The following is a 2,481-nucleotide window of genomic DNA, read 5'->3' as shown; positions in this document are numbered from 1 at the left end:
GCGGGGCCCCCCGGGGGGGGGGGGGGCGGGCGGGCCGCGGGCGCGGCGGGATAGACGCCGCCGGTGCGCCCCCCCATGGCCCGGGTGAAACCGCCGTAGGAAGGCGGAGCGGGCCGCTGGGGCGCCTCGCTCCCCCGGGCCGCGTAGCCGCCGTAGCTCTGCTCCCCCCGCTGGTATCCCCCGTACCCGGAGGTGCGGCTGGGGATGCCCCCCCAGTCCCCCACGCCCGGGTCCAGGAAGGTGCGGCCGGAGCGCTCCAGATGCTCCGTGGGAATCTCGTCCACAAAGCGGCTGGGACGGTTGGAGCTGGTGCGGCCGAACAGCATGCGCTGATTGGCGCAGGTGAGGTACAGCTTCTCCTTGGCACGGGTCATGGCCACGTAGCACAGGCGGCGCTCCTCCTCCATCTCCTCCGTCTCTCCGATGGCCCGGATACCGGGGAAGATGCCCTCCTCGGCCCCCACCACAAAGACCACCGGGAACTCCAGCCCCTTGGCCGAGTGCATGGTCATCATCACCACGCAGTCCTGATCTGGGTCGTGGCTGTCCAGGTCGGTGTACAGGGCGATCTCATCCAGGAAGCCCGCCAGGGAGGGCTCCTCCCCCGCATTCTCCAGATAGCCGTTGATGGAGGTGAGCAGCTCCCGCACGTTTTCCAGACGGGTCCGGTCCTCCACGGTGTTCTTGCTCTCCAGCATCACGGCGTAACCGGTGCGGGCGATGAGCTCCTCATAGAAGTCGGGCAGGGGCATGGTCTGGGCCTGCTGGGCCAGCTCCCCCATCATTCCGGAGAACTGGGCCAGCTTAGCCGCCGCCCGGTCCAGTTCGGGGTACATCCGCGCGTTGTCGATGACGGCAAAGAGGGACACCCCCTCCCGCCGGGCGATCTCCTGGGCGGTCTCCACCGTCTTGGCCCCGATGCCACGGGGAGGGTTGTTGATGATCCTAGTGAGGCGCAGGTCGTCCTCCGGGTTGTTCAGCACCGCCAGATAGGCGATCATGTCCTTGACCTCCGCCCGGTCGAAGAAGCGGGTGCCCCCGATGATGCGGTAGGGGATGCCGTTGCGCTTGAACGCCTGCTCCACCTGGTTGGACTGGGCGTTCATCCGGTAGAGAACGGCGTGGTCCTTCCAGTGCCGGCCCTGGCTGTAATCCTCCAGGATACGGGCGGCCACATACTGGGCCTCGTCATTTTCGTTCATGGCGGTGTAGAGCTGGAGCTTCTCCCCCTCCCCCGCCCGGGTCCACAGTTCCTTGCCCTTGCGGCCCTGGTTGTTGCGGATGACGGCGTTGGATGCCTCCAGGATGTGGCGGGTGGAGCGGTAGTTCTCCTCCAGCCGGATGACCCGGCAGCCCTTGTACTGCTCCTCAAAGGAGAGGATGTTCTCGATGGTGGCTCCCCGGAAGCGGTAGATGGACTGGTCATCGTCCCCTACCACGCAGAAGTTCTCATATCCCCCCGCCAGGGTGGAGGCCAGCAGATACTGGAGATTGTTGGTGTCCTGATACTCGTCGATGAGCACATAGCGGAATTTCCGCTGATAGAAGGCCCGCACGTCCTCGTGCTGCTGGAGCAGGCGGACCGTGTGGAGGATGATGTCGTCAAAGTCCAGGGCGCTGGCCTCCCACAGCCGGCGCTGGTACTCCACGTACACCTTGGCGATCTTGGTCAGGCGGAAATCCCCCGCCCGCTCGCAGTCGGCCAGATACTCCTCCGCCAGCTTCATAGCGTCTTTGGCCCGGGAGATGTAGCCCAGCACGGACCGGGGCGGGAACTGCTTTTCGTCGATATTCAGGTCCTTCAGGCAGTCCTTCACCACCCGCAGGGAGTCGTCGGTGTCATAGATGGTAAAGGAGGAGGAGAAGCCCAGCTTCTCGATGTCCCGGCGCAGGATGCGCACACAGGCGGAGTGGAAGGTGGAGGCCCAGATGTCATTGGCGGCTGGGCCCAGCATCCGCTCCAGCCGCTCCTTCAGCTCACCGGCAGCCTTGTTGGTGAAGGTGATGGCCAGGATGGTCCAGGGGGCGGCGGGCTCCAGGCGGCACAGTGCCTCCTGCCGTGCCCTGTCTCCCGCGCCGGAGGCAGCATACTCCTCCAGGAAGCGCAGGTCATCCTCCGTCACCCGCTCCGGCACCTCCGGGCTGTCGGAGCCCCGGCCGTATTTCATCAGGTTGGCGATGCGGTGGATGAGCACGGTGGTCTTTCCACTGCCAGCCCCGGCCAGCAGCAGCAGCGGCCCCTCGGTGGCCAGCACCGCCCTCTGCTGCTCCGGGTTCAGATGGGCGAACTCCCGGGCGATGGCCCCCCGGCGGGCCTTGGAAAATCTCAGTTCCTGTTCTTGATCCAGCATATCTCTCTGTCCTCGGTTCTTCAGTTTCACAGTTAACTCCTATTGTACCGTAATCCGGGGGGCAGGTCAACCGAAAACCCGGCCTTCCCTGGGCCGAAGGGGGGGGGGGGGCGGGGGGGGGGGCCCCCCC

Annotated in this window: 1 protein-coding gene; it reads right to left on the bottom strand. The window is 66.1% G+C overall.

Annotated elements, in window-relative coordinates; all coding sequences use genetic code 11:
• Positions 1 to 2,351 (bottom strand): ATP-dependent helicase (locus NE584_RS19205; protein WP_256183531.1); only part of this gene is annotated, 2,351 nt, incomplete at its 3' end.
• Between the last annotated feature and the right edge of the window lie 130 nt (positions 2,352 to 2,481).

The organism is Clostridium sp. DFI.5.61, from assembly GCF_024462915.1.
GTDB lineage: Bacteria > Bacillota > Clostridia > Oscillospirales > Oscillospiraceae > Lawsonibacter > Lawsonibacter asaccharolyticus.
Note: the sequence above shows the minus strand (reverse complement) of the source record. Positions and strands in the feature narration are given on the sequence as shown.